Annotated in this window: 22 protein-coding genes and 1 riboswitch; of the genes, 14 read left to right on the forward strand and 8 right to left on the reverse strand. The window is 71.3% G+C overall.

The features are described 5' to 3' along the window. The first annotated feature begins 65 nt into the window (after positions 1-65). Positions 66-1,451, forward strand: a complete 1,386-nt coding sequence (gene lpdA / locus BU204_RS22520) for a dihydrolipoyl dehydrogenase (protein ID WP_075127718.1) — start codon at positions 66-68, stop codon at positions 1,449-1,451. A 17-nt stretch (positions 1,452-1,468) separates the two neighbouring features. On the opposite strand, the gene BU204_RS22525 is transcribed toward lpdA, so the two are convergent. Further along, a complete protein-coding gene (locus BU204_RS22525; protein ID WP_075127719.1) occupies positions 1,469-3,346 on the reverse strand; it encodes a propionyl-CoA synthetase in 1,878 nt (625 codons plus the stop codon). 208 nt (positions 3,347-3,554) lie between these two features. Here BU204_RS22525 and BU204_RS22530 point away from each other — a divergent pair, with 208 nt between their 5' ends. Next, a complete protein-coding gene (locus BU204_RS22530) occupies positions 3,555-5,393 on the forward strand; it encodes a serine/threonine-protein kinase (RefSeq protein ID WP_083661529.1) in 1,839 nt (612 codons plus the stop codon). 96 nt (positions 5,394-5,489) lie between these two features. Here the strand turns inward: BU204_RS22530 and BU204_RS22535 are convergent, their stop codons facing one another. Next, on the reverse strand, positions 5,490-7,067 hold the full coding sequence (locus tag BU204_RS22535; protein ID WP_075127720.1) for a dolichyl-phosphate-mannose--protein mannosyltransferase: 1,578 nt from the start codon (positions 7,065-7,067) through the stop codon (positions 5,490-5,492). Positions 7,068-7,225: 158 nt separating this feature from the next. On the opposite strand from BU204_RS22535, the gene rsmI reads away from it, so the two are divergent. Next, entirely contained in the window at positions 7,226-8,065 is an 840-nt protein-coding gene (gene rsmI / locus BU204_RS22540) for a 16S rRNA (cytidine(1402)-2'-O)-methyltransferase (RefSeq protein WP_075127721.1), read from the forward strand. A gap of 114 nt (positions 8,066-8,179) precedes the next feature. Then, on the forward strand, positions 8,180-9,163 hold the full coding sequence (locus tag BU204_RS22545) for an aldo/keto reductase (protein ID WP_233160475.1): 984 nt from the start codon (positions 8,180-8,182) through the stop codon (positions 9,161-9,163). A gap of 40 nt (positions 9,164-9,203) precedes the next feature. Here the strand turns inward: BU204_RS22545 and BU204_RS22550 are convergent, their stop codons facing one another. Both BU204_RS22550 and BU204_RS22555 read right to left on the reverse strand, forming a co-directional pair. Continuing rightward, positions 9,204-9,971, reverse strand: a complete 768-nt coding sequence (locus BU204_RS22550; RefSeq protein WP_075127722.1) for an ABC transporter permease — start codon at positions 9,969-9,971, stop codon at positions 9,204-9,206. Further along, positions 9,961-10,929: an ATP-binding cassette domain-containing protein gene (locus BU204_RS22555; protein ID WP_075127723.1), complete on the reverse strand. Its 969-nt coding sequence runs from the start codon at positions 10,927-10,929 to the stop codon at positions 9,961-9,963. The genes BU204_RS22550 and BU204_RS22555 overlap by 11 nt, the downstream gene beginning before the upstream one ends. Positions 10,930-11,074: 145 nt before the next feature. Between BU204_RS22555 and BU204_RS22560 the strand changes: the two genes are divergently transcribed. Further along, on the forward strand, positions 11,075-11,890 hold the full coding sequence (locus BU204_RS22560) for a helix-turn-helix domain-containing protein (RefSeq protein ID WP_075127724.1): 816 nt from the start codon (positions 11,075-11,077) through the stop codon (positions 11,888-11,890). 4 nt (positions 11,891-11,894) lie between these two features. Beyond that, complete coding sequence (locus BU204_RS22565; RefSeq protein WP_083661530.1) at positions 11,895-12,053, forward strand: DUF397 domain-containing protein; 159 nt, start codon at positions 11,895-11,897, stop codon at positions 12,051-12,053. On the opposite strand, the gene BU204_RS22570 is transcribed toward BU204_RS22565, so the two are convergent. Next, complete coding sequence (locus tag BU204_RS22570; RefSeq protein ID WP_075127725.1) at positions 12,054-12,659, reverse strand: PadR family transcriptional regulator; 606 nt, start codon at positions 12,657-12,659, stop codon at positions 12,054-12,056. Positions 12,660-12,717: 58 nt separating this feature from the next. On the opposite strand from BU204_RS22570, the gene metG reads away from it, so the two are divergent. The 3 genes from metG (at position 12,718) to BU204_RS22585 (ending at position 17,126) form a co-directional block, all read left to right on the forward strand. After that, positions 12,718-14,514, forward strand: coding sequence for a methionine--tRNA ligase (gene metG / locus BU204_RS22575; protein ID WP_075127726.1), 1,797 nt, complete (start codon positions 12,718-12,720; stop codon positions 14,512-14,514). Beyond that, on the forward strand, positions 14,514-15,371 hold the full coding sequence (locus BU204_RS22580; protein WP_075127792.1) for a TatD family hydrolase: 858 nt from the start codon (positions 14,514-14,516) through the stop codon (positions 15,369-15,371). The genes metG and BU204_RS22580 overlap by 1 nt, the downstream gene beginning before the upstream one ends. A 198-nt stretch (positions 15,372-15,569) precedes the next feature. Continuing rightward, a complete protein-coding gene (locus tag BU204_RS22585) occupies positions 15,570-17,126 on the forward strand; it encodes a resuscitation-promoting factor (protein ID WP_075127727.1) in 1,557 nt (518 codons plus the stop codon). Positions 17,127-17,187: 61 nt separating this feature from the next. Here BU204_RS22585 and BU204_RS22590 read toward each other — a convergent pair whose 3' ends face one another. Further along, a complete protein-coding gene (locus BU204_RS22590; protein WP_075127728.1) occupies positions 17,188-18,033 on the reverse strand; it encodes an alpha/beta fold hydrolase in 846 nt (281 codons plus the stop codon). Further along, complete coding sequence (locus BU204_RS22595; RefSeq protein ID WP_075127729.1) at positions 18,030-18,449, reverse strand: helix-turn-helix domain-containing protein; 420 nt, start codon at positions 18,447-18,449, stop codon at positions 18,030-18,032. Before BU204_RS22595 ends, BU204_RS22590 begins: the two co-directional genes overlap by 4 nt. Before the next feature lie 78 nt (positions 18,450-18,527). Here BU204_RS22595 and rsmA point away from each other — a divergent pair, with 78 nt between their 5' ends. The 5 genes from rsmA to BU204_RS22620 all read left to right on the forward strand — a co-directional run bounded on the left by rsmA (position 18,528) and on the right by BU204_RS22620 (position 25,282). Further along, positions 18,528-19,427 (forward strand): 16S rRNA (adenine(1518)-N(6)/adenine(1519)-N(6))-dimethyltransferase RsmA, encoded by a 900-nt coding sequence (gene rsmA / locus BU204_RS22600; protein WP_233160479.1) that lies wholly within the window; start codon positions 18,528-18,530, stop codon positions 19,425-19,427. A gap of 77 nt (positions 19,428-19,504) precedes the next feature. After that, positions 19,505-19,594: riboswitch (SAM riboswitch) on the forward strand. Positions 19,595-19,781: 187 nt separating this feature from the next. After that, positions 19,782-20,783 carry a methionine ABC transporter ATP-binding protein gene (locus tag BU204_RS22605; RefSeq protein ID WP_075127730.1) on the forward strand — a complete coding sequence of 334 codons (1,002 nt, stop codon included), beginning with the start codon at positions 19,782-19,784 and terminating at the stop codon, positions 20,781-20,783. 38 nt (positions 20,784-20,821) lie between these two features. Beyond that, positions 20,822-21,784, forward strand: a complete 963-nt coding sequence (locus BU204_RS22610) for a 4-(cytidine 5'-diphospho)-2-C-methyl-D-erythritol kinase (protein ID WP_075127731.1) — start codon at positions 20,822-20,824, stop codon at positions 21,782-21,784. A 37-nt stretch (positions 21,785-21,821) separates the two neighbouring features. After that, positions 21,822-23,591, forward strand: coding sequence for an ABC-F family ATP-binding cassette domain-containing protein (locus BU204_RS22615; protein ID WP_075127732.1), 1,770 nt, complete (start codon positions 21,822-21,824; stop codon positions 23,589-23,591). A 20-nt stretch (positions 23,592-23,611) separates the two neighbouring features. After that, a complete protein-coding gene (locus BU204_RS22620; RefSeq protein ID WP_075127733.1) occupies positions 23,612-25,282 on the forward strand; it encodes a fatty acyl-AMP ligase in 1,671 nt (556 codons plus the stop codon). Here the strand turns inward: BU204_RS22620 and BU204_RS41980 are convergent. Then, positions 25,254-26,681 (reverse strand): DivIVA domain-containing protein, encoded by a 1,428-nt coding sequence (locus BU204_RS41980; protein WP_075127734.1) that lies wholly within the window; start codon positions 26,679-26,681, stop codon positions 25,254-25,256. The genes BU204_RS22620 and BU204_RS41980 overlap by 29 nt on opposite strands.

Genomic DNA, 26,681 nt, shown 5'->3' on the forward strand with positions numbered 1-26,681 from the left:
ACAACCCCCTCCTCCGCCCCCGTTCGGGGCGGGTGGGCGGTGGCGGGCGGACTAGGGTGGATGTCGTGAGCACACATTTCAACGTCGTGGTTCTGGGGGCCGGTCCCGGCGGGTACGTGGCCGCGGTGCGGGCTGCCCAGTTGGGGCAGTCGGTCGCCGTCGTGGAGGAGAAGTACTGGGGTGGGGTCTGTCTGAACGTGGGCTGCATCCCCTCCAAGGCGCTGCTGCGCAACGCCGAGCTCGCCCACATCTTCCACAACGAGCAGAAGACCTTCGGCATCAGCGTCGACGGGGAGGTCAGGTTCGACTACGGGGTCGCCCATGCCCGCAGCCGCACCGTGGCCGAGGGGCGCGTCAAGGGCGTGCACTACCTCATGAAGAAGAACTCGATCACCGAGTTCAACGGGCGAGGCACGTTCACCGGGCCCAACACCATCCAGGTGGGTGACGACGAGGTCACGTTCGACAACTGCATCATCGCCACCGGCGCCTCGACGCGCCTGCTCCCGGGAACTTCGCTCTCCGAGCGGGTCGTCACCTACGAGGAGCAGATCCTCACCTCCGAGCTCCCCGGCAGCATCATCATCGCGGGCGCGGGGGCCATCGGCGTCGAGTTCGGCTACGTCATGGCCAACTACGGGGTCGACGTCACGATCGTCGAGTTCCTCGACCGGCTCGTGCCGCTGGAGGACCCGGAGGTCTCCAAGGAGCTCGCGAAGCACTACCGCAAGCTCGGTGTCACCGTGATGACCTCCACCCGGGTCGAGTCGATCGACGACTCGGGGGAGCAGGTCGCGGTCGAGGTCTCCGCCAACGGCGAGCGCAAGACCCTGCACGCCGACAAGGTCATGCAGGCCATCGGGTTCCAGCCGAACGTCGAGGGCTACGGGCTGGACAAGACCGGCGTCAAGCTCACCGAGCGCGGGGCCATCGACGTCGACGGGCGCTGCCGCACCAGCGTCGACCACATCTTCGCCATCGGCGACGTCACGGCCAAGCTCATGCTCGCCCACACTGCGGAGGCCATGGGCATCGTCGCGGCCGAGACCATCGGCGGTGCCGAGACCATGGAGCTCGACTACCGCATGATCCCGCGCGCCACCTACTGCCAGCCGCAGATCGCGAGCTTCGGCTACACGGAGGAGCAGGCCCGCGAGGCCGGCTTCGACGTCGAGGTCGCCAAGTTCCCGTTCACGGCCAACGGCAAGTCCCACGGGCTCGGCGACGCCCGCGGCTTCGTGAAGCTCATCTCCGACAAGCAGTACGGCGAGCTCCTCGGCGGCCACCTGATCGGCCCCGACGTCACCGAGCTCCTCCCGGAACTGACCCTGGCCCAGCAGTGGGACCTCACCGTCCACGAGCTGGCCCGCAACGTGCACGCCCACCCCACCCTGGGCGAAGCGGTGAAGGAGGCGATCCACGGCCTGGCCGGCCACATGATCAATATGTAGACAAAGCGACAAGGAAACTAGTCGGCACGCAGGACCGATCGCAGGGCGTCGAGCACGGCCGGGTCCTCGATCGTCGAGGGCACCGGCTCGTCGCGGCCGTCGGCGATCCCGCGCATGGTCTTGCGCAGGATCTTGCCGGACCGGGTCTTGGGCAGGCCGTCCACGACGGACACGTCGCGGAACGCCGCGACCGGGCCGATCTCCCGGCGCACGGCTGCGACCAGCTCCTCGCGGAGCGTGTCCTCGGTGATCGACACTCCGGCCTTGAGCACGACGAAGCCGCGCGGCAGCTGCCCCTTTAGCGAGTCGCGCACGCCGATCACCGCGCACTCGGCCACCGCCGGATGCGCGGCGAGCACGGCCTCCATCGACCCTGTCGACAGGCGGTGCCCGGCGACGTTGATCACGTCGTCGGTCCGGCCCATGACGAAGACGTAGCCGTCCTCGTCGACGTACCCGCCGTCGCCGGTGAGGTAGTAGCCGGGGTAGCGCGACAGGTACGACTCGACGTAGCGGTCGTCGTCGCCCCACAGCGTGGGCAGGGTGCCGGGTGGCAACGGCAGCGCGATGGCGATCGCGCCCTCCTGGCCGCGCGGCACCTCCTCGCCGTCCGGGTCGAGGATGCGCACGTCGTAGCCGGGCACGGGCACGCTCGGTGAGCCCGGCTTGATCGGCATCGGCTCGAGGCCGCGGAGGTTCGCGCAGATCGGCCAGCCGGTCTCGGTCTGCCACCAGTGGTCGACGACCGGCACGCCGAGCTTCTCGCCCGCCCAGTGGTAGGTCTCGGGGTCGAGCCGCTCACCGGCGAGGAAAAGCGTCCGGAACCCGGACAGGTCGTACTTCGCCAGCTCGGCGGCGTCGGGGTCGACGCGCTTGATCGCGCGGAAGGCCGTGGGCGCGGTGAACAGCGCCTTGGCACCGTGCTCGGAGATCACCCGCCAGAACGCGCCGGCGTCCGGCGTCCCGACCGGCTTGCCCTCGTAGAGCACCGTGGTCGCGCCGACGAGCAGCGGCGCGTAGACGATGTAGGAGTGGCCGACCACCCACCCGACGTCGGAGGCGGTCCAGAACACCTCACCGGGGTGGATGTCGTAGACGTTGGGCAGCGACCAGGCCAGCGCCACAGCGTGTCCGCCGTTGTCCCGCACCACGCCCTTGGGCCGCCCGGTGGTGCCCGAGGTGTAGAGGATGTACAGCGGGTCGGTCGCGGCGACCGGCACGCAGCCCACCGGCTCCGCGCCGGCCAGCGCCTCGTCCCAGTCGACGTCGCGTTCGCCCAGCGTCGCCCTGGCCTGCTCGCGCTGCAGCACGACCACCGCGTCCGGCTGGTGCGTCGTCGCGCCCAACGCCTCCTCGATGATCGGCTTGTACTCGACGATCCTGGTCGGCTCGATGCCGCAGGACGCGCACACGATCACCTTCGGCTTCGCGTCCTCGACCCGGCTGGCCAGCTCGCGCGGGGCGAAGCCGCCGAACACCACCGAGTGCACGGCGCCGAGGCGCGCACACGCGAGCATCGCGACCACCGCACGCGGCACCATCGGCATGTAGACGATCACCCGGTCGCCCTTGCCGACGCCCAGCCCGGCGAGCACCCCGGCGAACCGGGCGACCTCGTCCCGCAGCTCGCGGTAGGTGAAACTCGCCTTGGTGCCCGTGACCGGGGAGTCGTAGACCAGTGCCGGCTGCTCCGCCCGGCCACCGTCGACATGCCTGTCCAGCGCGTTGTGACAGGTGTTCAGCTCCCCGTCGGGGAACCAGCGGTACAGCGGCGCGGAGCTGTCGTCCAGGGCCCGGGTCGGCGGGGTGATCCAGTCGATCGCCCCCGCGGCGTCGAGCCAGAACCCGTCGGGGTCGGCGAGGCTGTGCCGGTACGCGTCCTGGTACGTGCCCATGGAGGAAACCTAGACAGAAACGAGACCTCCGGCCACCATCGCAGAACAGGTGACGGTGGAGACGCACGCGCAACGCTACCCGCCGGCCGCACGTCATCATGGACGTAACGGCGGTCTGCTCTCGGTAACGGCTCGGCATAGGGTGGATCCAGAACCCCGTGCGACTGGTCTCACCGGTGTTGTCGGGGGCATTTGAGGAGGGTGGTTCGTGGACTTCCTGGTCAATCTGGGTAGTTCGCTGTTGTCGTTCGCCTACGGTCTGTTCTCGCCGGACCTCTGCCCGGGCGACTGGGCGTGGGCGACGCTCGCCGCCGGTCTGGTCATCGGGTTACTCCCCGTGGCCGGGTCGTTGCTGGTCGCGTTGGTGCGCAAGGGGACCGGGAACACCTACAACGCGGCGACGCTGACGGTCATCGCGGCCTCGGGCGGCTTCTTCGTCTTCCTGATGCCGTGGCTGTTCGTCATGGGGATCTCGGAGGTCTTCCACAGCGTCGCGCTGAAGAATCCCACGCCCATGAGCGGCGCCGAGGTCGCCACCATGAACCAGGCCAGCTCCACCTGCTGGGTCGGCGCCGAGTCGCAGCACTTCGGTCGGGGCTCCACCGTCTACGAGACGCTGGTCCACCCCAGCGAGGGCACGCCGATACTGCTGCTCCGGATCACGATGCTGGTCGGTGTGCCGGCGCTGATCCTCGTGTTCGTCTGGCTGCAGGCCCGCGCCGCCATGCGCCGCGGCCCGAAGTGGCCGGCCCGGCTGCTGTGGATCCCGTACGCGCTGCTGTTCCTGCTGACGATGGGCGTCTCGGCCAACCTCCTGTCGTTCCTCTGGCTCGGGTTCCTGCCGGCCAGCATCCTCGGCCTGCTGCCGGTGCTGTTCGTCGGCGCGCCCAGCTGGTCGGTGATCGAGCGCTCACACCAGAAGCCGACGCCGCCGCCGGCCCACCAGCCGGTGGGCCCGCCGCCCCAGCCGCAGCGCCAACAGCTGTCCCAGCAGAAGCCGCCGCCCTACGAACCGCCCCCGCCGCTGCCGCCCTACCAGCCGCCGGCCGGACACAGGACGCCTCCGCCCACCCGCGTCGCCCCGCCGCTGGCCGAGCCGGAGCCGGACCGCGCGGCGCTGGCCAAGCTCGCCGCCGACCCGGGCCCGCTGCCGTTCGCCCCGAAGGGACCGGCCCCGACGGCGCCCACCGGTCTCTGGCAGAACCACGGCGGCCGCTTCCAGAAGATCAAGCCCCTCGGCCAGGGCGGGTTCGGCACGGTCTGGCTGGCCAAGGACACCCAGCTGGACCGGACCGTCGCGGTGAAGCTCGCGCACGCGCCGGACGCCGAGACCGAGGCCAGGATGCTGCGCGAGGCGCGGGCGCTCGCGGCCGTGCACCACCCGCACTGTGTGCGCGTGTACGACATCATCGCCGACCCCGACGGGCTCGGGATCATCATGGAGTACATCGAGGGCCAGCAGCTGGCCGACGCCGTCCACGAGGGCGGGGTGCTCGGCGACCTGCAGGCCGCCCGGCTGTGGGTGACGATGGCCGGCGCGCTGACCGCGGCCCACGGCAAGGGTGTGCTGCACCGCGACGTGAAGCCGGCCAACGTGATCGTGGACCCCAACGGCAACCCGCACCTGATCGACTTCGGTATCGCCCGCGCCAAGGGCGACTCGACCCTCACCGCGACCGGCATGATGGTCGGCACCCCGGACTTCCTGGCCCCGGAGACGGCAAGCGGCCACTCCGCCACGCCCGCCTCCGACGCCTGGCAGCTGGCGGCGACGGTCAGCTTCGCGCTCACCGGCCAGCCCCCGCGCGGCGTCCGTGAGAACGCGATGGCGTCGCTGATGGCCGCCGCCAAGGGTGAGCCCCTGACCCAGCTGCCGCGGCGCAGCTCGCATCTGCGCCTGCTCACCGCCTCCATGGACACCGACCCGAGCCGCCGACCGACCCTGGCCGCGGTCACCCGCGAGATGAACGCCTGGCTCAGCCGGGCCGGTCAGGTCGCCGAGGGCCCGGTGACCCGGGTGATGGACGGGACCCGACCGCTGCGCTGACCGTTCGGCACTGCGGCTGGCGCTGACCGCTCCCAGCGCGACGTCCGGGTCAGGCCGGTGGTGCGGGCGTACGGCCCCCGGCCGAGCCGCGGCGCGTCAGCGCCAGGACGGCAGCCAGAGCTCGGCCTGCCAGTGGCCCTGGGTGATCGAGTCCCCGTTCAGCACCGGCCACAGCCACACGAAGTTCGCCACGACCGCCCCCAGGTAGAGGGCCACGACCAGCAGACCGGTGCCCCGACGTTCGCGGCCGTCCTCCGATCGCCCCAGGATCTGGCCGAGGACCAGCACCAGGCCCAGCACCAGGAACGCGGCCAACGGCGTCGCGTAGAAGTAGTACATCTGGCGGTCGAGGTTGGTGAACCAGGGCAGGAACGCGGCACCGTAGGCCACCAGCACCGCCGTGTAGCGCCAGTCGAGGCGGCCGAACATGCGCCACAGGCCCCACGCCAGCATCGGCAGCGACAGCCACCAGAGCGCGGGCGTGCCGATCAGCATCGTCGCCGAGACGCACTTGTCCTCGCCGCAGGACGTGGTGTCGCCGTCGTAGTAGTAGAGCATCGGGCGCAGGCCCATGGGCCAGGTCCAGGGCTTGGACTCCCACGGGTGCTGGTCGCGGACCGGCGTCTTCAGGTTTTCGTGGAAGTCCAGCACGTTGCCGGAGTACTGCCAGAGCGAGCGCAGCGCGGTCGGCAGGATGTCGTACCAGCCGTGGTGGTTGGCGGCCTCGCCCAGGTGCCGGTCGACCGCCGTCTCGCTGGCGAACCAGCCCCACCACGTGGCCAGGTAGACCAGCAGCGGCACCATCAGCAGGCCCCAGAGCGCCGGCGCGAGGTCACGGACGGCGGCACCGGCCCAGGGCTGGGCGACTCCGGCGGCGCGCCGAGCCGTGGCGTCCCAGACGACGGTCATGATGCCGAACGCGGCGATGAAGAAGATGCCGGACCACTTCGACCCGCAGGCCAGCCCGAGCGAGACGCCCGCCGCGAAGCGCCACCAGCGGAAGCCGAGCCGCGGTCCGAACGGCGACTCGTCCGCCCAACCCTCGCGTACCGAGGCGGCCAACCGCGCACGGACCTGGTCGCGGTCGAGCAGCAGGCAGCCGAACGCCAGCAGCACGAAGAACGCCAGGTAGATGTCCAGCATGCCCATGCGGCTCTGCACATGGGAGAGGCCGTCGCAGATCAGCAGGACGCCGGCGATCGCGCCGAGCAGGGTCGAGCGGGTGAGGCGGCGGGCGATCCGGACGATCATCAGGATCATCAGGGCACCGGCGACCGCGGCGGTGAACCGCCACCCCCAGCCGTTGTAGCCGAACAGCCACTCGCCGACCGCGATCAGCTGCTTGCCCAGCGGCGGGTGGACGGTCAGCTCGTAGCCGGGGTTGTCCTCGTAGCCGCCGTTGCGCAGCATCTCCCACGCCTGCGGCACGTAGTGCTTCTCGTCGAAGACCGGGGCGCCCTTGTCGGTCGGGAAGCCCAGGTTCTGCAACCGGACCACGCCGCCGAGCAGCCCCAGGAACAGCGCAACCAGCCAGCCGCGCAGCCGGTCAGTCGGCATCGGCTTGCCGATCAGCTGCAGCTCGGCGAGCTCGGCCTCCGACAGCGGAGCGCCACCCGTCGAGTTGGGTGACTCCCTTGGCCGGACGGCCTCGTCCCGGTCGACGAGAAGACTCACGGCGCCTGATCGTAGGCGCCGCCGTGTGCGGTCCGCGTCGGGATGGCAACGAAAGACCCATCAACCGTCGTTTCCGACTATTGTGGGGGTGTGGAGTTGGGTAACACCGGCAGGGGCTGAGTGTCGGTGTGGGCGGCCGTGAGTGTTCACTTGGGTAGATGGACACTCACGGCCTGCTCGTTCTGGCCGCCACCCCGCTCGGCCACTCGCGGGACGCCTCTCCGCGCCTGGTAGAGGCGCTCGGCACCGCCGACGTGATCGCCGCCGAGGACACGCGCAAGCTGCGGGCGCTGGCCGCCGCGCTCGGCGCGACCCCGACCGGCCGGGTGGTCAGCTTCTACGACGCCGTGGAGACCGCGCGCCTGTCCGGGCTCGTCGGCGCGGTCGAGCGGGGACAGACCGTGCTGCTGGTGACCGACGCCGGAATGCCCAGCGTGTCCGACCCCGGGTTCCGGCTGGTCACCGCGTGTGTTGCGGCGGGCCTGCCGGTCACCTGCCTGCCCGGACCCTCGGCTGTGACCACGGCGCTCGTCCTGTCGGGTCTGCCGTGTGAGCGGTTCTGCTTCGAGGGTTTCGCGCCGCGCAAGGAGGGGGAGCGCCGACGGTTCTTCGGCGAGCTGGTGGCCGAGCCGCGCACGGCGGTGTTCTTCGAGTCACCGCACCGGATCGCGGCGACGTTGGAGGCCGCGGCGTCGGTGCTGGGGGCGGACCGGCGAGCCGCGGTGTGCCGGGAGCTGACCAAGCCGTACGAGGAGGTCCGGCGGGGCGGGCTCGGTGAGCTGGCCGAGTGGGCGGCCGGCGGGGTGCGCGGGGAGATCACCGTGGTCGTGGCCGGGGCGGCGCCTGCGGAGGTGGACCTGGACACGCTGGTCGAGCGGGTCGCGGAGCTGGTCGAGGGCGGGGCTCGGCTCAAGGAGGCGGCCAGCGACGTGGCGTCGGCCGCGGGCGTCAGCCGCAAGCAGCTCTACGACGCGGTGCTGGCGGCGCGGCGCGAGTGATCTTGGCCTCCGGCCCCCGGTAACCAGCTTACGCGGGGGGACCGACGGTTTTCGGGCTTGACCTGGAGTGTGCTCCAGCGTGTTGGGTGGAGCTCGACAGGCAACACAGGAGGAATGATGGACAAGCGCACGCTGGGGCAGCTCGAGGTCTCCGCGCTGGGGTTGGGCTGCATGGGGATGTCGCCGGTCTACGGGCCGGTCGACGACGACGAGTCGATCCGGGTGGTGCACCGGGCGCTGGACCTCGGGGTCACCTTCCTCGACACGGCCGACGTCTACGGCACCGGGCACAACGAGGAGCTGGTCGGGCGGGCCATTCGGGACCGCCGGGACGAGGTGGTGCTCGCCACCAAGTTCGGGATCCGGGAGGTCGTGGGCGGCGGCGAGGTCCGCGTCGACGGGAGTCCGGAGTACGTCCGGGCCGCGGTGGAGCGGTCGCTGACGCGGCTCGGTGTCGACACCATCGACCTCTACTACCTGCACCGGCGCGACCCGAACGTGCCGATCGAGGACACGGTCGGCGCGATGTCGGACCTGGTCGACGCCGGGAAGGTGCGGTACCTGGGGCTCTCCGAGGTGAGTGTCGACACGCTGGTGCGGGCGCACTCGGCCCACCCGATCACGGCGCTGCAGTCGGAGTTCTCGCTGTTCAACCGCGACCTCGCCGACTCGGTGCTGCCGACCTGTGCCGAGCTGGGGATCGGCGTCGTGCCGTACTCGCCGGTGGGACGGGGGTTCCTGACCGGGAACGTCGACGCCCTGCGGGACCTGCCGGAGGGCGACTTCCGGCGTGGGCTGCCGCAGTTCCAGGGGGAGAACCTGGACGCCAACATCGCCCTGGCCCGGCGCGTCCAGGGGCTCGCGGAGACGCTCGGCGTCACGCCGGTCCAGGTGGCGCTGGCCTGGCTGCTCGCCCAGCACGCGCACCTGGTGCCGATCCCGGGCACTAAGCGGGTCAGGTACCTGGAGGAGAACGCGGCAGCCGCCGACGTCCGGCTCACCCCGGAGCAGCTGGCCGAGATCGACTCCGCGCTACCGGGCGGCTCGGTCTCCGGTGCCCGCTACACCGAGGCAGGCCTGGCCGCGGTCAACCGGTGATCCGCCCGGGGCCGGCCGGGGGAGGGCCGGCCCCGGGAACTCAGGCGTTCTCGCGGTGGAAGGTGCGCGCACCCCACCACACGGCGAGCACGGTCACCACGCACAGCACGACACTGCCGGTGAGCAGGGCGTCCACCGAGTACTCGCCCCGGAACGCGGCCCGTTCGGCGTCCATGACGTGGGCGAACGGGTTGATCCGGGACAGCACGTACAGCCACCTCGGGGCCAGGTCCATGGTGATCGGGACCAGGATCCCGGTGAGCAGCAGCAGCGGCACCGAGACGCTGGTCAGCACCGGCGGGAAGGTCTCCTCGCTGCGCAGGATCGCGGCCACCGCGTAGGAGCAGGACGACAGGCAGATCCCCAGCAGGGCCACCATCACCAGGCACAGCGCCACCCCGGCCAGCGGCGCGCGCAGGCCGAACACCAGCGCTGCCAGCACGACCAGCAGCACCGCCTGCACCAGCAGCTGCACCATGTCGTGCAGGACGCGGCCGAGCAGCAGGGCGAGCCGCCGCACCGGCGTGACCCGCATGCGTTCGAGCACGCCCGTGCTGATGTCCGCCAGCAGCGCGAAGCCGGCGAACATGCTCCCGAACAGGCCGAGCTGGACCAGCAGCCCCGGCGTGAGGATCTGCCAGGCGTCGCCAGGCGGGAAGCCCGGCGTGTTGGCGACGATCTTCTCCATCAGCGGTCCGAACAGGACCAGGTAGAGCACCGGCTGGATGATGCCGATGATCACCCAGGCCGGGCTGCGCAGGGAGACCGCCGTGTGCCGGCGGAACACCAGCCAGGTCTCACGCAGCACCGGGCACCTCCTGGGCGTCACGCAGGCTCCGGCCGGTCACGGTCAGGAACACGTCGTCCAGCGAGGGCCGCTGCACCTGGATCGAGGTCATCGCGATGCCCTTGGCCTCCAGGGCACGCAGCAGCTCGGGCAGGGCGGTGTCTCCGCGCGGCACCCGGAAGCTGACCGTGTCCTCGGTGGTGCTCACCTCGTGGGCGCCGGGCAGGTGGCCGGCGATCTCGGCGGCGTCGACGGTCGACTCCGCCGGCACCCCGACGGTCACGCCGTCCCCGGAGACCGTCGACTTCAGCTCGTCGGGTGAGCCGGCCGCGACGATCGTGCCGTCGTCGATGACCAGGACGCGGTCGCACAGCGCGTCGGCCTCGTCGAGGTAGTGGGTCGTGAGGAACACGGTGACGCCGTGCTCGTCGCGCAGCGAGCGGATGTGCTGCCAGAGGTTGGCCCGGCTCTGCGGGTCCAGGCCGCTGGTCGGCTCGTCGAGGAAGACCAGGCGCGGCGAGTGGATCAGGCCCAGTGCGATGTCCAGCCGGCGCTTCTGGCCGCCGGAGAGGGTGCGCACCAGGCGTTGCTCCAGGCCGTCGAGGTCGAGGTGTTCGGCGAGCGCGCGGCCGCGGCGGATGGACTCGGCCTTGGACAGGCCGTAGAAGCGCCCCTGGATCTCGATCTCCTCGACGACGCGGCACTCGGGCGCGCTGCCGCCGCCCTGGGCGACGTACCCGATCTGGCGGCGGACGCCGAGCGAGTCGGTGAGCAGGTCCCGGCCGGCGACGGTGGCGCTGCCGGCGCTCGGGCGCAGCAGCGTGGTCAGCATGCGCAGGGTGGTGGTCTTCCCCGCGCCGTTGGGGCCGAGGAAGCCGACCAACTCGCCGGCGGCGACGTCGATGTCGACACCTCGGACGGCCTCGACCGTGCGGCTCCTGGACTTGAAGGTTCTGGCGAGGCCTCGTGCCTCGATCATCGGAAGCTCCCCTTCGAAGATAGTCAAGTTTGACTAGCGAGAGCAGCATGCCGCACGGCGGGACCGGTAGTCAAATTTGACCACGCGGTCGTGTCATGGTCCCCCTAGGTTCTTTGCGGGAGGTCTCGCCGAGGAAGGACGGCCAATGCCTGTACACACCCCGCGCCCGCAGGACCGGATGAGGGGAACCCGGCTGAGAGTGATCCGCAAGCAGCGGTGCGGACTCTCGCTGGAGCAAGCGGCGGAGATGGCCGGCTGGTACCTGGCCAAGCTCAGCCGTACCGAGAGAGGACTTCGCAAGGTGACCATCGAGGACTTCGCCACGCTGATCACGGCGTGGGGCCTGCCGCCCAAGGAGCGGGAGCCGCTCCTGGCCGAGATGGCCGCCGGCTCGTCGAGTGGCTGGTGGGACCGCCCCATCCCGGGCGTCCCGAGCGATCTCGGCACACTGGCCGGCTATGAAGCCGAAGCAGAGGAGTTGGTCACGGTCGCCCTCGGCCTAGTTCCTGGCTTGCTCCAGACCTACGAGACGGCCGCGAACATCCTGACGGCGGGCGGGATTCCGCGGGAGGACATCGAGACGATCTGGATGGCTCGGCTGCGCCGGCAGCAGATCCTGGTGAAGGCGGAGTACAAGACCTTCATCACGTTCAACGTGCTGCGCACCCCATGGGGCGGACGAGAGGTACATCGGGCGCAGCTGAAACACCTGCTGGACTGCCAGGACAGAGGCATCGGTGTTCGGGTGATCCCGCCGTACCAGACCGAGGTGCTCCTCCTGCACTCCTGGCACTGGATGGCGTTCCACCACTCGCCACCCGTTGTGTACGTCGAGCTGGCAGCTGGCGCGACCTTCATCCACGAGGCCAACGCGTACACCGACCTCCTGAGCCGGCTCGAACACGTCGCCCTTTCGAGGGACGGAAGTCGTAGGCTCATCAGAGACCTGCTGGAGGGGTGAACGCATGACGTGGCGCAAGTCCTCATTCACCGAATCGGCTAATTGCGTGGAGGTCCGGGGCGATCTCGCGGCCATCCGGGACAGCAAGCAGCCCGAGGTGGTCATGCCAATCAGCAGGGTGGCTGTGGCTGGGTTAACCAGGTTCGCGAAGCGGCCGGTCTAGCTACTCCGCCGGAGGGGCGCCGAACTCGGTTCCGGGGTCGTCGGCCATCACGTACTTGCCGGCCTCCAGGCGGGCCACCAGGTCCTCCAGCCAGGTCAGCATCGCCTGGGTGTTCACCAGCCACAGCCGGTACAGCTCATCCACGTGCTCGGGCTGGCCCCATTCGTCATGCCGCTCGATCATGTCCCGGGTCGTCGCCTCGGTCCCGCGCAGCTGGGTGATCCGGTGCCGCAGCAGGCCGATCGCCCTGGCCCTGGGCAGGGTCGGCAGGAACGTCACGGCCGCGGACAGCCGGTGCGCGCCCTGGACCGAGTCGTCGCTCTCCGAGAGGCTCTTGGCCAGCAGCAGCTGGAACTCGGTCTCACCGTCGTGGGTCAACCGGTAGGCGGTCTTGTCCGGGCCGCGGGCCTCCCCGTCGTCCTCGGCCGTGACCTCCTCGAGGAGCTTCTCGGCGGCCATCTTCTTCAGCGCGTGGTAGATCGACCCCGGCGCCACGTTCGCCCACCGGTCGGCCGACCACGTCAACAGCTCGCGCCGGACCTGGTACCCGTGTGCGCGCCCGTACATCCGCACGACACCCAGCACCAGCAGCCGTGTGGCCGACACCCCTGCCTCCGAATACTCGGTTATCCGTCCCGCACCGTCCTCCGTAGGCTAAGCCGCCATGAGCATCCCCGTGTTGACCGCGGTGGCCTGGCCCTATGCCAACGGCCCCCGCCACATCGGCCACGTGTCCGGTATCGGCGTCCCCTCGGACGTGTTCTCCCGGTACATGCGCATGGCGGGCAACCGGGTGCTGATGGTCTCCGGCAGCGACGAGCACGGCACGCCGATCCTCGTCCAGGCCGACAAGGAGGGGCTGACCCCGCAGCAGACCGCGGACAAGTACCACCGGGTGATCTCGGAGGACCTCCGCGGCCTCGGCGTCACCTACGACCTGTACACCCGCACCACGACCGGCAACCACTACGAGGTCGTCCAGCAGATCTTCCTCGCCCTGCACCGCAACGGCTACGTCCAGGCACGCAAGACCACCGGCGCGGTCAGCCCGTCGACCGGCCGTACCCTGCCCGACCGCTACATCGAGGGCACCTGCCCGATCTGCGGCTACGACGGCGCCCGCGGCGACCAGTGCGACAACTGCGGCAACCAGCTCGACGCCGCCGACCTGCGCAACCCCCGGTCGAGGATCAACGGCGAGACGCCGAAGTTCGTCGAGACCGAGCACCTGTTCCTCGACCTGCCGGCGTTCACCCGGACCCTCGGCGAGTGGCTCTCCACCAAGACCGACTGGCGGCCCAACGTCCTCAACTTCACCCGCAACCTCGTCGAGGACATGCGTCCCCGGCCGATCACCCGCGACCTGGACTGGGGTGTCCCGATCCCGCTCGACGGCTGGCGCGACCAGCCGCTCAAGCGGTTCTACGTCTGGTTCGACGCGGTCATCGGCTACTTCTCGGCCAGCGTGGAGTGGGCCCGCCGCTCGGGCGACCCGGACGCCTGGCAGCAGTGGTGGAACGACCCGGACGCGCAGGTCGTGCACTTCATGGGCAAGGACAACATCACCTTCCACGCCCAGATCTGGCCGGCGCTGCTGCTCGGCCACAACGGCGCGGGCGACCTCGGCGGCAAGCCCGGCCCCTACGGCACGCTGAACCTGCCGACCGAGATCGCCTCGAGCGAGTTCCTGACGATGAGCGGCTCGAAGTTCTCCACCTCGCGCGGGACGGTCATCTACCTCAACGACTTCCTGCGCGAGTTCGGGCCCGACACGCTGCGGTACTTCATCTCCGCGGCCGGGCCGGAGACCCAGGACGTCGACTTCACCTGGGAGGAGTTCGTCCGCCGGATCAACTTCGAGCTGGCCAACGAGTGGGGCAACCTGGTCAACCGGTCCGTCTCGATGGCGCACAAGAACGTCGGAGCGGTGCCCGCCCCGGTCGCGCCGACCGAGGCCGACGAGGAGCTGAAGAAGCTCGCCAGGGACGCCTTCACCACGGTCGGCCAGCACCTCTCGCGCTCGCGGTTCCGGGCCGGCATCAGCGAGGCCATGCGGGTGGTCAGCGCCGCGAACAAGTACATCTCCGACCAGGAGCCGTGGAAGCGCAAGGACGACCCGGAGCGGCGGGACACGATCCTGCACACCGCCCTGCAGGTCGTCCAGGACGCCAACACGCTGCTGACGCCGTTCCTGCCGCACAGCGCCCAGAAGGTGCACGAGCAGCTCGGCGCGACCGGGGTCTGGGCGTCCCAGCCGGAGCTGCGTGAGGTCGACGACCTCGACATCGCCGGCAAGGTCAACCCGATCCTCACCGGGGACTACACGGCCGAGCAGGCGAAATGGGAGTCGACGCCGATCGAGGTGGGCCGGCCGCTGGCCAAGCCGACGCCGCTGTTCGCCAAGCTCGACCCCGAGCTCGGCGAGACCGGCCCCGAGTGGGCGCCGGTCGTGCGGTCCTGATGGCGCCACGGACGGGGGAGCGGCCGCCGTTGCCGGCGCCGCTCCCCGTGCCCGTCGTGGACGCCCACACCCACCTGGACGCCTGCGGGGCACGCGACGCGGCCGACGTGACGGCGATGGTGGATCGCGCGGCGGGCGTGGGCGTCACCCGGGTCGTGACCGTCGCCGACGACCTCGCCTCGGCCCGCTGGGCGGCGCAGGCGGCCACCTGGGACGAGCGGGTGTTCGCCGCGGTCGCCGTCCACCCCACCCGCACCGCGACGTTCACCGACGCGGACCGGGCGGTCGTCGAGGAGCTGGCCGCCCGCCCGCGGGTGGTGGCGGTCGGCGAGACCGGCCTGGACTACTACTGGGACTACTCGCCACCGGCCGCCCAGCAGGAGGCCTTCCGCTGGCACATCGACCTGGCCAAACGGCTCGGCAAGCCGCTGATGATCCACGACCGGGACGCCCACGAGGACATCTGGCGGGTCCTCGAGGAGGAGGGCCCGCCGGAGACCGTGGTGTTCCACTGCTTCTCCGGCGACCTCGAGTTCGCCCGGCGGTGTGTCGATCGCGGGTACGTCCTCTCGCTCGCCGGAACCGTGACGTTTCGCAACGCGCGGGCGCTTCGTGAGGCCGCGGTTCAGATTCCCACTTACCAGTTGTTGGTCGAGACGGATGCGCCGTTTCTGACACCCCACCCGTTCCGGGGTCGCCCGGGTGAGCCGTACTGCGCCGCCTACACGCTCGCCGACCTTGCGCAGCTCAGAGGGGTCGATGTGGGGGAGCTGGCGGCGGAGGTGGCGGCGACCGCGGACCGCGTCTTCGGGCTGTCGACCGTCACCGCCAGTGAACAAGACGCACGCGAGGCGTGAACTTTGCGTAGAACCGGGGGCGGTTGTTACTCCGTTCGGGGAGTGATCGATGTCACGACACTCACGGATGTGTTTGCACAACCCGCCCTTCACCGTTACTGTCCCGTGACCGTAGCTGGGACGAAGCGGTCCCGGAGAGCCCGCGATGCGCAGTAGTCGGGTTAGTCCTATGGCCTTTCTGGTGGAGGTATCGACCCTGTGAGCGGATACAGATCCGGCGCCCACGACGACGCCGGCTTCGCTGACACCGACTGGTTCACCCCGGTCGCCGTGCCGGGCGGACCCGCGACAGCGGTTATCGACGAGGACTTCCGTGCCTGGCGCTCGGAGTTCCCCAGCTTCTACGACCAGGGCAGCCCGGCCTACGGCCAGCTGCCCGACGTCGACGAGAACGCCTACTCCGGGTCGCTCGCGATCACCCCGGACGATGTGCGGGTCGCCCTCGGTGCGCAGGCCGAGGAGCTCATGGCGATCGCCAACGTCGATGTCGACGAGCTCATTCGGCTGATCAACGCCGAGACCACGGTCCTGCCGGTCATCCCGGACGACCTGTCCTCCGTGCCCGGCATGCCCCGCGTTCGGGCCCTGCCGCCCGAGGACGAGGAGGAGGACCCCGGCCTCGTCACCGGCGTCAAGCGGTGGAAGAAGAACGTCCTCAAGGCGACGCTCGCCTCGATCCTGGTGTCGCTGATCGGCGGTGGCGCCGCCGCGATCGCGATGAACAAGTCGGTCACGGTCGCCGTGGACGGCAAGACCCAGCAGGTCAACACCTACGCCGACACGGTCGGTGAGGTGCTGGAGGACCAGGGCCTGGACGTCGGCTCGCATGACGCCCTGTCCCCCTCGCCCAACGCCAGCGTCGACGACGGCAGCACGATCGTGCTGCAGCGCGGCCGGCAGCTGCACCTGACCATCGACGGCGAGAAGAAGGACTTCTGGGTCCGCGCGACCACCGTCGAGGACGCCCTCAAGGCGATCAACTTCTCCGCCGACGGCGCGTGGATGTCCCACGACATGAGCAAGGCCGTACCGCTCAACGGCCTGGCCATGGAGATCAAGACCGTCAAGAACATCACGCTGTTCGACGGCGGCAACGCCCCCAAGGCGATGAAGACCAACGCGGTCACCGTCCAGGAACTGCTCGCGGAGCTCAAGCTCACGCTGGGCAAGGACGACACGATCACCCCCGGCGCCAACCTCAAGATCACCAACGGCGCTGAGGTGCGGATCACCCGCAACGGCGTCACCGTGGTGAACAAGACCGAGGCGGTCGAGCCGCCGGTCCAGGAGGTCGAGGACCCCAACGCCGAGGAGGGCACCGAGGTCGTGCTCGACCCGGGGGCCGCCGGCGAGCGCATGGTGACCTACCGGATCACGGTCAAGAACGGCGTCGAGATCGCCCGCGAGGAGATCGGCTCCAAGATCACCAAGAAGGCCAAGCCGAAGATCGTCCGGATCGGCACCAAGGAGCCCCCGGAGCCCGAGACCCCGCCGGTCAGCGACGCCGGTGTGTGGGACGCCCTCGCACAGTGCGAGTCCGGCGGCAACTGGGCCATCAACACCGGCAACACCTACTACGGCGGTCTCCAGTTCAGCGACCCCACCTGGGACGCCTACGGCGGCGAGGAGTACGCCCCGTTCGCCCACCAGGCCACCCGCGAGCAGCAGATCGCGATCGCCACCAAGCTCCGCGACGCCAACGGCGGTTACGGCGCCTGGCCGCACTGCTCGCAGCAGCTGGGCCTGCCCCAGTAACGCCTTCCTACTCATGCCTCGAGCCCGGACCCCGTGGTCCGGGCTCGAGGCATGAGTAGGGCTAGTGCGCCGGTCCACCTCGGAGGAACTCGAGGATCGGCCGAGTCTGGCCGATGATCGAGTGCGCGACCTCGGGCAGCAGGGTCACCGTCGCGTGCGGCACGGTCCGCCTGACGCGCTCGGCCGTGTCGTGGGAGTCGAACATGGCGTCGCGGCCGCCCACGATCACCAGTACCGGCATGGTCAGCTTCCGCAGGGCCTCGTCGGAGAACACGGGTAGCCGGTCGCGGCGGGGCAGGAAGTGGGTGAACGTCAGCGCCAGGTACTCGGCGACCTCCGGCGTGGCCCGCGGGTCGACGCCGGCGACCGCCTTGATCGAGCGGAACATGCCCCATCGCCCGAACGGCTTGTACAGCAGGACCTTGAGGAGGAACCCGACCTTCTGGCGGCCCACGCCGCCGGGGCAGAGCAGGGCCAACCGCTCCACCCGGTCCACTCGCCTGGTCGCGTAGTCGAGCGCGAGCCAACCCCCGAGCGAGGCCCCGACAACCGCGACGCGGTCCAGGCCGAGGGCGTCCAGGACGTCGTCGAGCCACTCGGCGTAGGAGGCGGAGTCCAACGGCGGGCGCGCCGGCGCGGAGAGCCCCGGCTCGCCGATCATGTCCACGGCATGGACGCGGAAGTGCTGGGCCCATAGGGCGACGTCGCCCTGCCACATCGCCGCGTTGGTGCCCGACCCGTGCAGGAGCAGGAGGGGTGGCGCCTCCTCGGGCCCGCACACGAGGACGAACGTCTCGCCCTCCCGGGTGGACAGCCGACGCTGCTCGGCCGGGACGGGCCAGCTCGCCAGGGTCTGCTCGTAGCGGCGCAGGATCTCCCGCTCCCCGGTCTCGGTCTTGTAGATCATGGCTCGAGCACCGCCGGCAGGTACTCGAGAAGCTGCGTGGTGTCGGTCAGACCGCCAAAGATCATGATCTTCATCTGGGCCCTTTCCTCGTCGTAGACCGCCTGCACCCGCAGGGGCTGATCGGCGGCCTGGTTGCGCATGGCGGTGAGCAGGGTGCTGACGCGGTGGGCCGTCGTCGGGCTCACCGCGGTGATCTCGACGACGCTCGACACCTCGACGTGCCGGTGCCGCCGAACCTCGGGCGGGTCCTCGACGGGTGCGCCGAGGAAGGCCTCCAGGTCCTCGCGGGTGATGCGGTACTGCTTCCCGATCCGAACCGCCTTCAGCCGACCGTCCCGCACGTAGCCGCGAACCGTGCGCACGTGCAGCCCGAGCTGCTCGGCCACCTCTTCCGTCGAGTAGAGCTGTTTGGTCACATACGCACTTTACACAGAGACATATACGTCTGTTTAGGGAATTATAGATCGGCGGGCAGCGCCGACTAGGCTCGCGGGGTGGAACAGGGCGGGACTGACCTCGACGGCGCGTCGCTGCTCGGGCCTGCCGAGGTGCGTCGACTGGCCGCCGAGCTCGACGTGCGGCCCACGAAGAAGCTCGGCCAGAACTTCGTGCACGACCCGAACACCGTCCGCCGCATCGTCGTCGCGGCTGGGCTGACCCCGGACGACGTCGTGCTCGAGGTCGGTCCGGGGCTCGGCTCACTCACCCTCGCCCTGCTCCCGGCCTGCCGCCGCGTGCTCGCCGTCGAGATCGACCCCGTACTCGCCCGCCGGCTCCCCGAGACCGCGGCCGAGCGGGCCCCGGCACTGGCCGAGCGGCTCCAGGTCATCCAGGACGACGCCGTCCGCGTCTCGGCCGACCGGCTGCGGCCACCGCCGACCGCCCTGGTCGCGAACCTGCCGTACAACGTCTCCGTGCCGGTCGTGCTGCACCTGCTGGCCGAGCTGCCGAGCCTGCGCCGGGCGCTGGTGATGGTCCAGGCCGAGGTCGCGGACCGGATGGCCGCCGCACCCGGCTCGCGCGTGTACGGCGTGCCCAGCGTGAAGATCGCCTGGTACGCCGAGGCCCGCCGGGTGGCCACGGTCCCGCGGACGGTCTTCTGGCCGGTGCCCAACGTGGACTCGGCACTCGTCCTGCTCACCCGCCGGGACACCCCGCCCGGCCGCCGGGAGGACGTGTTCCGGCTCGTCGACGCCGCCTTCGCGCAGCGGCGGAAGACCCTCCGGGCCGCGCTCGCCGGCTGGGCCGGCTCCGCCGCCCGCGCTGGCGCGCTGCTCGAGCGTGCCGGGGTGGACCCGAGTACCCGTGGCGAGCAGCTCACCGTGGCCGACTTCGCCCGGCTCGCTGGAGTCGCCCTCGACCAACCCTCGACCACCGATGGGCCAGCCGTGTGATTTGGCGGATATCCGCCCTAATCTGGCAGGTGAGGTAGTTGCGATCAACAGTGAAGGTCAGGTTCACTGTCTGAGGTAATCCATCCCGAGCGGCCGAGAGACCTGGCTCTGAGACGCCGCAGCAACCACCCACCGCGGGCAGGTGCTACCGCCAGGAGCGATGGAGGAGTGAGAGCGATGGTCATGCTCACCACCAGGCGGGTCATCGATCAGTGCCGGCGCACTGTCACGGGCTGTCGTCCCAACTGCTCAGCTAGCTGATCTTCCGAGCAACCGACATCCCCCGACCACCATCTGCCCAATTCTCGAGCTGGGCGGGTTCGGCGCGCGCGCCTGGACACCCTGGAGCACATCGTGATCACCCTGGAGAACCTCAGCAAGACCTTCCGAAGTACGTCAGGGTCCGTCGTGGCCCTCGACGACGTCACCTTCGACGTCCAGGCGGGCGTCATCGCCGGCGTCGTCGGCCCGGCCGGGGCCGGCAAGTCGACCCTGGCGCGCGTCCTGTCCCTCCGCGAACGGCCGGACAGCGGCGTCTTCCGCCTCGACGGGCGCAACACCAGTGCGCTGGACGAGCGCAGCCTGCGCGTCGCGCGGTCCCGGATCGGCGTCGTCCCCTCCGGCGACTCGCTGCTCGGCCAGCGCACGGCCGCCGGCAACATCGCGCTGCCGCTGGAACAGGCCGGCATGGACGGCCCGCAGCGGCGTGAGCGGGTGGGCAAGGTGCTCGACCTCATCGGGATGACCGACAAGGCGGCCACCTACCCGGCCGAGCTGTCCCCGGGCCAGCGCCAGCGGGTGGCCGTCGCCCGGGCCCTGATCGGTGACCCGGCGGTGGTCCTCGCGGACGACCCGACGGCCTCGCTGGACGCCGACGGAGCGGCCGGGGTGCTGGCCGTGCTCGACCGCGCCCGCGCCGAGCTCGGCGCGACGGTGCTGGTCGCCACCCAGGACGCCAGCGTCGTGCGGCGCATCGCAGACGACGTCGCGGTGCTCGAGAACGGTCGGCTGCTCGAGGCGGGCCGCCTGCTCGACCTCGTCCGCGACCAGGAGAGCACGGTCGCCAAGGCCGTGCTGCCGGCCATCGACGGGCCGGTGCCCGACGGCTACGCGGGCGTGGCGGACGTCGTGCTGGTCGGCTTCGCGGCCGTCGGCTCGTTGCTGCCCGAGGCCGCGAGCCGCTTCGGTACCGACATCTCGGTGACCGGCGGCGGTGTCACCAAGATCGGCGAGACGCCGGTCGCGCGGTTCCGCCTCGCCCTGCTCGGGGCGGGGGCGGAGGCGGCGCTGGGCTGGCTTGCCGAGCGCGGCGGGGCCGTGCACCGGCACCCCGTGCCGCGGCCGCGCGCCGCCTGACTTCCGGGGAGGGTGCCCGGGCGCCGTAGGCTGGGGAGGTGCTGGCTGTCGTGCCCCGCCCGGTGACCGTCCGGGTCCCGTCCAAGGTGAACCTGCACCTCGCGGTCGGCGAGGTGCGCAAGGACGGCTTCCACGAGCTGTCCACCGTGTTCCAGTCGTTGTCGCTGACCGACGAGGTGACGGTGGCCGTCGCGGACGAGCCCGGCGTGGAGGTGGAGGGCGAGGGCGCCTCGGCGGTGCCGACCGGCGGGGCCAACCTCGCCTGGCGCGCTGTCGAGGAGCTCTCCCGGTACGTGGGCAAGGACACCGACGAGCCCAAGGTGCGGGTGCTGATCCGCAAGGGCATCCCGGTCTCCGGTGGCATGGCCGGGGGCAGCGCGGACGCCGCCGCGACCCTGGTGGGCCTGGCCAACCTGTGGAAGCTGGAGGTCAGCCGGGACGAGCTGGCCTCGGTTGCCGCCACCCTCGGCAGCGACGTGCCGTTCATGCTGCACGGCGGGACCGCACTGGGCACCGGCCGCGGCGAGCGGATCGTCCCGGTGCTCACCCGGCACACCTTCCACTGGGTTCTCGCCTTCGCCCGTGGGGGACTGGCCACGCCCAAGGTCTACGCCGAGCTCGACCGGCTCCGGGACACCGGCGACCCGCCGCGGGTTGGCTCCGCCGAGCCCGTGCTCGAGGCGCTCGCCGCCGGGGACGCCCGCCAGCTCGCCCTGCTGCTCGGCAACGACCTGCAGGCCGCGGCCGTGTCCCTGCGGCCGGGGCTGCGCAGGACGCTGCGGGCCGGGGTGGACGCGGGTGCGCTGGCCGGCCTCGTCTCCGGCTCCGGGCCTACCTGCGCGTTCCTCTGCGCCGACGCCGCGGACGCGGTGCGGGTCGCGGCGGAGCTCTCCGGAGCCGGGGTGTGCCGCACGGTCCGCGTCGTGCACGGCCCGGTCCCGGGCGCCCGCGTGGTCAACGACGACGAGCCCCACCGCGCGCCGCCCCAGGTGCACGCCTGACCGGGCTGTCGGAGGCGCCCGGTACGGTGAGGCCGTCATGGTCAACCTGGTCAACCTCGAAGCGGTCGGCAAGAGCTACGGCATGCGCCCGCTCCTCGACGCCGTCTCGCTCGGCGTGGGCGTTGGGGACCGGATCGGCGTCGTCGGCCTGAACGGCGGCGGCAAGACCACGCTCCTGGAGATCCTCGCCGGCATCGAGCCGCCGGACGGCGGCCGCGTCAGCCGCGGCCGCGACCTGCGCCAGGCGGTCGTCACCCAGCGCACGGAGCTCCCAGCTGGCTCGACGGTCCGCAACGCGGTGCTCGACCCGCTCGGCGTCACCGCCGAGCACGAGTGGGCGGCCGACCCGCGGGCCAGGGCCATCCTCACCGGGCTCGGCATCACCGCGCTCGGCGTGGACAGCGCGGTCGCGACGATGTCCGGCGGAGAACGGCGCCGGGTGGCGCTCGCCGCCGCGCTCGTCCAGGAGCTCGATCTGCTGATCCTCGACGAGCCGACCAACCACCTCGACGTCGAGGGCGTGCGCTGGCTGGCCGAGCACCTGACCGGCCGCGGCACCGCGCTGGTGGTGGTCACCCACGACCGCTGGTTCCTCGACACCGTCTGCACGAGGACCTGGGAGGTCGTCGGCGGGCGGGTCGAGCAGTACGAGGGCGGCTACGCCGACTGGGTCTTCGCCAGGGCAGAGCGCGCCCGGTTGGCCGCGACGCTCGAGGAGAAGCGCCGCAACCTCGCCGCCAAGGAGCTCGCCTGGCTCCGGCGCGGCCCGCCGGCGCGAACGTCCAAGCCCCGCTACCGGATCGAGGCCGCCGAGGCGCTGATCTCCGACGTCCCGCCGCCGCGTGACTCGGTCGAGCTGCTGGCGTTCGCCAAGCGCCGGCTCGGCCGGACCGTGCTGGAGCTGGAGGACGCCTCGGTGTCGGTCGGCGACCGCACCCTGGTCGACCGGCTGACCTGGCGGGTCGGCCCGGGGGACCGGATCGGCCTGGTCGGCGTGAACGGGTCGGGCAAGACGACGCTGCTGCGGCTGCTCGCCGGCGAGCTGGAGCCGGAGTCCGGCCGGCGGATCCAGGGACAGACCGTGCGGCTGGCGTATCTCAGCCAGGAGCTGCACGACCTGGCGGGCACGCAACGCGTGCTGGAGGCCGTCGAGGAGGTCGCGCGCCGGGTCACGCTCGGCAAGCAGGAAATGTCCGCCTCGCAGCTGGCCGAGCGGTTCGGCTTCCAGGCGGCGCGGCAGTGGACGCCCGTCTCGGACCTCTCCGGCGGCGAGCGCCGACGCCTACAGCTCGCCCGGCTGCTGATGGCCGAGCCGAACGTGCTGCTGCTCGACGAGCCGACGAACGACCTGGACATCGACACCCTGCAGCAGCTCGAGGACCTGCTCGACACGTGGCCGGGCACCCTGGTCGTGGTCTCGCACGACCGGTACCTGGTGGAGCGGGTCTGCGACGCGGTCTACGCCCTGCTCGGCGACGGCAGGGTGACGCACCTGCCCGGCGGGATCGCGGAGTACCTGGCCCGTCGGGACACCATGGTCGCTCCGGCGCCGGCGCCCCGCGCCACGGCCGCGCCCGCCACCCGCTCCGTCGCCGCCGAACAGCGCGCGGCACGCAAGGAGCTGGCCCGGCTCGAACGCCGGCTCGACGCGCTGACCGAGCAGGAGGAGTCGCTGCACCAGGCGCTCGCCGCGGCGGCGACCGACGCCGAGCGGCTGCTCGCGCTGGACGCCGAGCTGCGCGAGGTGTTGGCGGAGAAGACCACCGTGGAACAGCGCTGGCTCGAGGTGGCGGATGCGGCGGAGTAGGCCCATCTAGAGTTGAGGCTATGAGCCGTTTCGTCGACAAGCTGGTCGAGACCGCCAACACGGGCGGGCGCCGGCGCGGCGTCACCACCGGGGAGCCGACCGAACCCCTGCACACGACGTGGGCGCAGGTCCACGAGCAGGCCCGGGCGATGGCCGGCGCGTTGGTGACCGGTGGCCTCGCCCGGCACGACGCGGTCGCGGTGCTGGCCGCGCAGCCGGCGGCGATCGGGCCGGCGGTGCAGGCAGTCTGGCTGGCCGGGGGCAGCGTGACGATGCTGCACCAGCCGACGCCGCGGTCGGACCTGGCCGTGTGGGCCGAGGACACCGTGCGCGTGCTGAATATGATTGGTTCGAAGCTGGTTCTGCTCGGCGCCCCGTTCGACCAGCTCGCCCCGCTGCTCGACGAGCACGGCATCGGCTACCAGCTCATCGACGGACTCGCCTCGGGCACACCGTTGTCCTCGATCGTCGAGGTGGAGGAGGACGCGCCGGCGCTGCTCCAGCTCACCAGCGGCTCGACGGCCGACCCGAAGGCGGTCCGGATCACCCACGGCAACCTGCTGGCGAACATCAGCGCGATGGCCGAGCGGGCGGAGTTGGACGAGGACAAGGACATCATGGTGTCCTGGCTGCCGATGTTCCACGACATGGGCATGGTGGGCTTCTACACCACGCCCATGCTGATGGGGATCGAGCTGGTCAAGGTGACGCCGGTGGACTTCCTGTCCGCGCCGCTGCTCTGGGCCAGGCTGATCTCCAACTACCGGGGGACGATTACCGCCGCCCCGAACTTCGCCTATGCCCTCCTCGGCCGCCGGCTGGCGGGCGCCGACGAGGACTTCGACCTGTCGACACTGCGGATCGCCCTGAACGGCGCCGAGCCGATCGACGAGAAGGCCGTGGAGTCGTTCGTCTCGGCCGGTGCGCGGTTCGGGATGCCTGCGGAATGCGTTTTCCCGGCCTACGGAATGGCCGAGGGCACGTTGGCGATCTCCTTCGCCCGGCCGTTCATCGGGCTGCGCCTGGACCACGTGGACGCCGAGAAGCTGGAGGCGGAGAACCGCGCCGTGCCGGTCGACCCGGCGACCGCCACGCGGTCGTTCGCGTTGCTGGGGCCGCCGCTGTCGGGTTTCGAGGTCTCGATCGTGTCGTTGGAGGGCGAGGTACTCGGCGACCGCGAGGTGGGCGAGATCCGCGTGCGCGGCGAGTCCGTGACGCCGGGCTACCTCACCGTCGACGGTCCCGTGCCCACCCAGGACGACCAGGGCTGGCTGCACACCGGGGACCTGGGGTACACGGTGGACGGTGAGGTCGTCATCTGCGGCCGGGCCAAGGACGTGATCATCCTCGCCGGCCGGAACATCTACCCCACCGACATCGAGCGCGCCGCGTCCGCTGTGGACGGTGTGCGCGCCGGAAACGCGGTGGCCGTCCGTCTGGACGCCGGAACGCGGCGCGAGCGGTTCGCCGTGGTCGTCGAGTCGAGGCTGGCCGGTGACCCGGCGGCGGAGAAGGTCGTGCGCAAGGAGGTCGGCGCGCGGGTGTTCGAGGCCGTCAACGCCCGGCCGGTGGCGGTGGTCGTGCTCCCGCCGGGAACGCTCCCCAAGACCCCGTCGGGCAAGCTCCGCCGCGCCGCGGCCGGCGAGCAGGTCGCCGACCAGATCAGAACTCGCGCCGACGAAGCTCCGTGACCCAGGCCAACCGAAGGGCCTCGACCACGCCCGCGTGATAGCCCTGCCCGATGAAGAAGGTGCGGGTGAGCTTGAGCGTGGCGAGGTTCTCGGCGGTCGGGCCGTCGGGGTCGCTGATCGCGGAGGCGATCATGGTCATGAGGCGTTCGACGTCGCCGGGGCGGTAGCCGCGTTCGCTGGGTGGGGCCGGGGGAAGCGGCAGGGCGAGGACGTTGGTGTCCCGCCAGGCGTCGAGGAGCGTGCTGGCGGGGGTGTGGGTCAGGGGCTTTCGCTGTTGTTCGGGGTCGTTGGGCGGTGAGGCCGCCGGCGAGCTCGGCGAGTCCTTCCCGGCTGGCGCGGTGTCGGCGGTCAGGGCTTCGGCGCCGGGATCCGCGGGTGGTGTGGGGCTGGACTCGGCCTCGTCGTCGGTCCCGGCGGTGGGTGGCGGAGCGCTCGGGGTGGGGACAGCGGTGACCGTGGGCTGTGGGCTCGGGGAGTCAGGGCTGGTTGCGGTCGCCGTGGGTGGGGGGCTCGGCGTGTGAGGGCTGGTTGCGGTCGCCGTGGGTTGCGGGCTCGGGGCGGGTGGGTCGGAGTCCGGGCCTGTGGACGGCGTGGAGTTGCTCGCGGTGGGTTCGGGGGCGGCGGTGGGTCGCGGGCTTGGCGCGGGCGCCAGGGACCGCGTGACGGCGCCGGCGTCCGCGTCCGCGTCGGCGGGTGCGCTTGGGGTCTCCGGTGCACCGGTCGGCTCGGTGTCCTGGGTGGTGGGCTCGGTACCGCTGCGCCCCGTGAGGGGCGGCGCCGGCGGGCTTTCCCGGGGGGTGGGTGTCGAGCCGGGGGAGTCCGCGCGGGAAGTGGCCGCTGCGCCTGCGGAGGACTCGCCTGCGTGATCCGTGGGAGCGGGGGAGTCGGCGGAAGCGTCCTCGCCGGGCGCCCCCGTTCGCGACGCGACAGTTGTGTCGGTGCTCGCCTCTGGGGCCGACACGACCGCGGTCTCGCTGGCCGGCTCCGGCTTCGGGTCGTTCGCGTGGCGGCCGTTGGGTGGGGGCGTGGTGGCGGGCGCGCCCTGGATCGACGGCGGCACCGCCCACAGCATGGGGCTGGTCTGCTCCGCCGGCGTCGGCCGCGGGGCCACCGCCGGGCGCACCCGGGAACGTCGCTCCAGCTCCGCCTCGACGAGGTCCAGGAAGTCGTCCACCTGGTCCTCGTGGTAGCCGCGGCGGATCAACGGGGCGCTGTCGAACACGACGTTGCGGACGTCCTGCGGCGTCAGATTGTCCTGGCCGGACAGGGTGGCCTGCACCCGGTCCAGGAAGTCGTCCACCTGGTCCTCGTTGTAGCCGCGGCGGCCCAGCGGCGCGCGGTCGAACGTGACACAGTCGACCACCATCGGGGTCAGCGGGATCTCATCCGGCTGCTGCAT

Origin of the sequence: Actinophytocola xanthii (assembly GCF_001921205.1) — a bacterium.
Taxonomy (GTDB): Bacteria; Actinomycetota; Actinomycetes; order Mycobacteriales; family Pseudonocardiaceae; genus Actinophytocola; species Actinophytocola xanthii.

Excerpts from the sequence above, each read along its gene's own strand:
- BU204_RS22525 (WP_075127719.1), bottom strand. The coding sequence starts at position 3,346 with ATGGGCACGTACCAGGACGCGTACCGGCACAGCCTCGCCGACCCCGAC.
- rsmI (WP_075127721.1), top strand. The coding sequence starts at position 7,226 with ATGGACACTCACGGCCTGCTCGTTCTGGCCGCCACCCCGCTCGGCCAC.
- BU204_RS22545 (WP_233160475.1), top strand. The coding sequence starts at position 8,180 with ATGATGGACAAGCGCACGCTGGGGCAGCTCGAGGTCTCCGCGCTGGGG.
- BU204_RS22555 (WP_075127723.1), bottom strand. The coding sequence starts at position 10,929 with ATGATCGAGGCACGAGGCCTCGCCAGAACCTTCAAGTCCAGGAGCCGC.
- BU204_RS22560 (WP_075127724.1), top strand. The coding sequence starts at position 11,075 with ATGCCTGTACACACCCCGCGCCCGCAGGACCGGATGAGGGGAACCCGG.
- BU204_RS22565 (WP_083661530.1), top strand. The coding sequence starts at position 11,895 with ATGACGTGGCGCAAGTCCTCATTCACCGAATCGGCTAATTGCGTGGAG.
- metG (WP_075127726.1), top strand. The coding sequence starts at position 12,718 with ATGAGCATCCCCGTGTTGACCGCGGTGGCCTGGCCCTATGCCAACGGC.
- BU204_RS22580 (WP_075127792.1), top strand. The coding sequence starts at position 14,514 with ATGGCGCCACGGACGGGGGAGCGGCCGCCGTTGCCGGCGCCGCTCCCC.
- BU204_RS22590 (WP_075127728.1), bottom strand. The coding sequence starts at position 18,033 with ATGATCTACAAGACCGAGACCGGGGAGCGGGAGATCCTGCGCCGCTAC.
- BU204_RS22615 (WP_075127732.1), top strand. The coding sequence starts at position 21,822 with ATGGTCAACCTGGTCAACCTCGAAGCGGTCGGCAAGAGCTACGGCATG.
- BU204_RS22620 (WP_075127733.1), top strand. The coding sequence starts at position 23,612 with ATGAGCCGTTTCGTCGACAAGCTGGTCGAGACCGCCAACACGGGCGGG.
- BU204_RS41980 (WP_075127734.1), bottom strand. The coding sequence starts at position 26,681 with ATGCAGCAGCCGGATGAGATCCCGCTGACCCCGATGGTGGTCGACTGT.